The sequence below is a fragment of the Wolbachia endosymbiont of Madathamugadia hiepei genome (assembly GCF_013366855.1).
Classification (GTDB): Bacteria; Pseudomonadota; Alphaproteobacteria; order Rickettsiales; family Anaplasmataceae; genus Wolbachia.
Genome location: NZ_WQMP01000067.1, coordinates 1 through 5,372 on the forward strand (window position 1 = coordinate 1; position 5,372 = coordinate 5,372).

The window sequence follows — 5,372 nt, forward strand, 5'->3', positions numbered from 1 at the left end:
AACCTACCATACGAAGGTAGTGTTGGAAAGTCTGACTTGTGTAATGGCTTTAAGCAACGTATATAAAAGGGTTTAAAGTTTTCATATCTAGATTGATGATATAATAGGATTATTGTTATAATTTCAGAATACGTTATTGCGGGTATTCTTGTAGGTTTTTTACCATTGGTTAGTAGTATACTTGCAAACTTCTCATCTATTATTTTACAATAATCATCTACAAAACAGAATAACTCTGTTATATTCTTATGCATTGGGTAACCTCCTATTATTGCTAAGATACTGGAGTTTACCCTATTTCTCTCTCTACTCTCTTTCTAATCCATAGTTAGCACCTCAACGCTACGATTCAGCTACTTTTAAATGCAAATAACCCAAACTATAAACGTTAAGAAATTTACTAAGCAGGAAAAAAGGCAAAAGAAACCCAGAGCAGCTAGTATTCAAATTCTCCCTTGTCCATTTGACGTTCTATACTGTCTTAAACGACTTATAGGCGCGTTTCAGCTTGAAAACCAGAAGTTTTAAAAAGACGTGAGGTTCACATAGTGCAAAAATTTAAACATGAGACGCCAAATACCCTAAGTTTTTTGTCATTAACCTGCACAGATTGCGAAGATAAATAAATAGCTTCAGTTTCATTATAAGGATAACGGCGAAGGTTGTCAAGTAGTTTTTTCGCATATGCTAAAACTAGTTTGATACGCGAAGAGTCTATTGACACTGCGTATAATCTGGAGTAGTGGTAAATAGCAATGTTTAAAAGTATTTTCACATTTAGTTTTTTTACAGCTATTTCAAGAATCTCAGGGCTAATAAGGGATATATTAATTGCCATGGTTGTCGGTGCAACCCCTCTTGCAGATGTGTTTTTTTCTTCGTTTCGTTTTGCCAATCTATTTCGAGCGTTTTTTGCAGAGGGAGCGTTCACTACCTCTTTTATACCGCTATATTCAGCAGAATCACGTGATAATAAAAAGGCATTTAGCTTTGCGAGTAGCGTAATATCTCTCACGTTTATTGTTTTATTGATTTTTTGTCTTATTACGCAGACTTTCTTTCCTTACATGATTCAAGTATTCACCCCTGGATTTGACCAAAGCAAACTTGCCCTCACTGTGACTTTATCAAGAATTATGATGCCTTACATAATTTTTATTTCAATAGCATCACTTATCGGGGGAATGTTGCAAGTAAAGCAACATTTTGCTTCAACAGCCATTGCACCGATCATTTTGAATCTCTGTCTAATCGCTAGTTTATTTGTGCCTTACATAAAAACACCGGCCCACAATCTCTCCATAGCTGTCCTGATTGGAGGGATTTTTCAACTATTGTTGATGCTGTTTAGTGCATATAAATTAAAGGCTGCATTTTTTTTTAGCATAAAATTGAGTAATGAAGTAAAGTTGTTTTCTAAGCGTGTAATACCAGCAATTATCAACAACTGTGTAACTCAGATAAGCCTATGGATTGATACAATTATGGCCAGTTTTATACCAAATGCAGTATCCTATATATACTATGCCGATAGACTAAATCAACTACCGCAAGGAGTAATTGGTACTGCAATTGGTACAGTGCTTCTTCCTTTAATTTCAAAACAAGTAAATGATACTGAAAAAATAGCCAAAATACAAAGCAAAGCTCTCAGTGTAGGATTAATATTAATTGTGCCAACAACTGCCACCTTTATTATTATTCCTGACATAATTTTACTTACGCTTTTTTCTTACGGTAAGTTTGATCACTATGCAGTGCAGCAGACTGCTCCTACATTGATAGCGCTTTCTCTTTCTTTACCTGCATTTATTATAAATAAAGCATTGCTACCCACGTTTTTTGCTAAGGGCAATTTAAAAATACCAACTATACTCTCACTAATGTGCCTTGGAATCAATGTGATGCTAAACCTCTTGTTAATGCACAAATATCAGCACACAGGAATTGCTATCGCTACTTCCATTTCCACTTGGATAAATTCTATTCTGCTAATTAATTATCTAACAATAAATAAAATGTATAAGATTAGCCAAGTATTGCTATTAAATATCGTAAAAATTCTTATCGCAACGTTGGTCATGTCAATAGTTCTTTATGTTTCTAGTTCCTTATCAGCAGGACTATTTCTCGATACAATATTTGCTCGTGTCATTCATTTAGCAGCGCTAATATTTTTAAGTGTCGTTGTTTATTTTGGTACTCTTTATTTAATGTTTATGGGTAATTTTAAGTATATAAAACTATGAGATTTTCTATATACACAATATTATCAATCTCTTTAGTGTTAATCCTTTTGCACGTTGCTGCAACTTTCAAGGATTGGAATGGCTACAAGGAACACATTGTGCAAGAATTAGAAAATACATACAACGCTAAAGTACGCATTGGAGGAAAAGTCAAAGTTTCACTAATTACTCCAAAGCTCACTACTTATAACGTGTACACTCAGTCCAACAACAATAGAGAGCAAAAATTATCAGATTTGATTAGTATAAATAAAATTGAAGTAAGGCCGTCTCTTCTATCGCTATTTTTGCTTTCGTTACAACCAAAGTCAATTACATTATTTGGTATGAAAAGCAGTAAAGAAAATTTTGTTAATATCACAAATGAAAAAGCCAGTAAGGTTGATATAATAATAAAAGACAGTCAAGTAAGTTTAAACAATAACTTCGTTGATTATAGCAATATCGTTAACATAAAAGAGATTGCTATTAAGAGAAATGGCCAATTCTCTGGTGAAGTGAAGGTAGGTGATAATAATTATGATTTTTCAGGGAAAGTTGATATTACAAAAAAGAATGTACACATTAATGTCGAATCAAACTTTATAAAGTTGCTATTTACAGGCAACAGAGATCAAGAAGGGCTCCAGGGCAAGCTCACACTGACAATTAATAACAGTTATGATTTTGTAAGTGATCTAGCAAAGATTATCAATCTTAGCTTTCTTGCTTACGCTATCCCTAGTGAAAATATCGAGATATCATCTAACATCAACCTCAATGAAGATGAGTTCGCAGCAACTGATTTGAGAATTGATTCCAAAAGCATGCAAGCTAGCGGTACGATACGAAATGATAGAAAAAATAATCATACTAACGTCAATATTAGCTTCAGTAAAATTGATTTAGATTCTATACAGAATGACTCACGAAAAACAACGGAGATAAAGGATCTCCTAGAATGTTTTAGAGATGTTGTGCCAAAAAACTTGAGCCTAGACTTTAATATGGAGGTTTCAAATATCCAATACCAAAACAGAGTATTGGATAAATTTCACGCTATGTTAAAATTCGCTGATGGCAAAGTAAAAGTTGATACGCTACTTCAATTCCCTGGAACCAATAACATATCTCACCTATCGGGAAAAGTCTCGAATAGTGGTACCTTATCTGAATTTAATGGTGGTTTATTGGTAAAAGGGGATGATTTCGAGTCGTTCATTTCATGCTTTTTCCCTTCTATAAAGATGAAAGAAAGCGAAAAAAATCAATTTACAATAAGTTCTAAATTACACTTTGCACCCAGGATATTGTCTGTTTCAGACATTAGATTGCTGAATGATAAAGAATTTTTGCAGGGATCAATTAAAGTAAGTCACACAAAAAAACGTAATGTGATTGGTGGCGGATTTAGTGTACATAACCTTAACGCGGACAAATACGATTATTCATTACTCAGTAGCTTATCTAAAATGAAATGGTTGAAAAGTCCGAAGTATGATGTAAATATAGAAACCAGTGTTAGTGATTTTACGCTAAATGATACAAAAATCGAAGACCTGGGTTTTTCGTTGAAGATAGAAAAGGGTAAGCTAGTTGCAGATAAGATAAAACTATCAGGAGAGAACTTTGATATCACCGGCGACATAAAAATATTAGTGGACAAAAAATATATTAAGCCTTTGTTAGATGTGAACCTTACGGGCAACAAATTTAATAGCAGTATTTTAAAATTACCTAATTTAATAGAGGTAAAAAGAGATTCAAAAAGTAAGATAAACCAGATTCAATGGTCAGCAAAGCAGCTTGATTTTTTAGACGACAAAAAAGACTTTGATGCAAATGTGCAAATTAATGTTGCAGAACTTAAGGATGAGCAGGATATTTTGAAGGGCTTTAATTTGAATGCAGTGATGATAAATAACATCATTACTGTTAAAAAAGTGAATTATGCACTAGGGCATGGACAGGTGTCTTTTCAGGGTTATTTAAGGCCAAATTCAATGTATATAAAATTTTTCATAGCAAATTTGGACACTAAAAGGGTTGGCAAGGTTATAGGAGTTAATAATGTAAATGGTCAGATAAGCTTAAATGGTGCAATTAAAGCTCAAGGAAAGAGCTTTAATGACTGGGCTAATAACTCGTCAGGGGAAGTTAATTTGCAAACACGAGGAATAGAATTTACTAACGTGGATTTTAATTCGCTCATTACTAATTTACTAAGCAGTAAAAATAAATCTGAAACTTCCACGTTTACAAACGTTGGTATATATAATGGTAGTACATTTTTTGAAAATGTCAGCGGAAAAGCAAGCATTAAAAATGGTATATGCTCAACTAGTTTACAATTTGGAATTAATCAAGCGTCAGGGTCTACTTCTTCTAATCTAACCTTATCTAACTTCACTTTAGTTTCTTTATCCAGATTTTTCTTCATTCCACCAGGCCGTAGTAGTCCAGTTTATATTGATATGCATTTAGATGGCCCTATTTGGCGTCCTGAGATGAGTTTTGATGAAGACCAAATATTTACTACCCTGAATAGGAATTAAAAGTATTGAATGTGTTTTGCTGCCCAAATAGCTGTCTAAACCATGGAACTAAAAAACTACTTGACAACTTTTGCCGTTACCCTTATCATAAAGTTGGAGCTATTCATTTAGCCTCAATCTGTGCAGATTAAACGACGAAAGTATCACGGCTGGTGTCTTATGTTTAATTTTTTGCACTATGTGCACCTCATGTCTTTATTAATTTCACCTAGACTTCTAGTCTCTGTGAGCAAAATTTTAGAGAAGCCATATGAGAGAACCAACGAAGTTTAAAAAACCCATAAAAACCTCAGCAGTCTTGTCAAATCGAGAAAAAACACCTCTAAAGTTCTTGATTTTTCCAAAGAAGCATTCAATCAAATGCCGCTCTTTATAAAGATGTTTGTCGTAGTCTCTCTGGACTTTTCGATTCCTCTTTGGCGGAATCACAGCTTTGCACTTTCTGTTCTCAAGGCTGGCTATAAAAGCATTGCTGTCATAGCCCTTATCAGCTACTACAAACGCTAACTATGGATTAGAAAGAGAGTAGAGAGAGAAATAGGGTAAACTCCAGTATTTTAGCAACAATAGGAGGTTACCCAATGCATAA

At 33.8% G+C, this 5,372-nt stretch carries 2 protein-coding genes and 2 pseudogenes; 2 read left to right on the forward strand and 2 right to left on the reverse strand.

Annotated elements, in window-relative coordinates:
* Nucleotides 1-254: pseudogene (locus GO685_RS03170) on the reverse strand (IS982 family transposase); the annotation flags it as partial.
* Between the two features lie 501 nt (nucleotides 255-755).
* Here GO685_RS03170 and murJ point away from each other — a divergent pair.
* Both murJ and GO685_RS03180 read left to right on the forward strand, forming a co-directional pair.
* On the forward strand, nucleotides 756-2,249 hold the full coding sequence (gene murJ / locus GO685_RS03175) for a murein biosynthesis integral membrane protein MurJ (RefSeq protein ID WP_175937542.1): 1,494 nt from the start codon (nucleotides 756-758) through the stop codon (nucleotides 2,247-2,249).
* On the forward strand, nucleotides 2,246-4,783 hold the full coding sequence (locus GO685_RS03180) for an AsmA family protein (protein ID WP_175937543.1): 2,538 nt from the start codon (nucleotides 2,246-2,248) through the stop codon (nucleotides 4,781-4,783). The genes murJ and GO685_RS03180 overlap by 4 nt, the downstream gene beginning before the upstream one ends.
* Nucleotides 4,784-5,020: 237 nt before the next feature.
* On the opposite strand, the pseudogene GO685_RS03185 reads toward GO685_RS03180, so the two are convergent.
* Nucleotides 5,021-5,281, reverse strand: a pseudogene (locus tag GO685_RS03185) (transposase); the annotation flags it as partial.
* Between the last annotated feature and the right edge of the window lie 91 nt (nucleotides 5,282-5,372).

What these genes read in the sequence shown, in the direction of transcription:
- murJ (WP_175937542.1), top strand. Translation starts at nt 756, where the DNA reads ATGTTTAAAAGTATTTTCACATTTAGTTTTTTTACAGCTATTTCAAGA.
- GO685_RS03180 (WP_175937543.1), top strand. Translation starts at nt 2,246, where the DNA reads ATGAGATTTTCTATATACACAATATTATCAATCTCTTTAGTGTTAATC.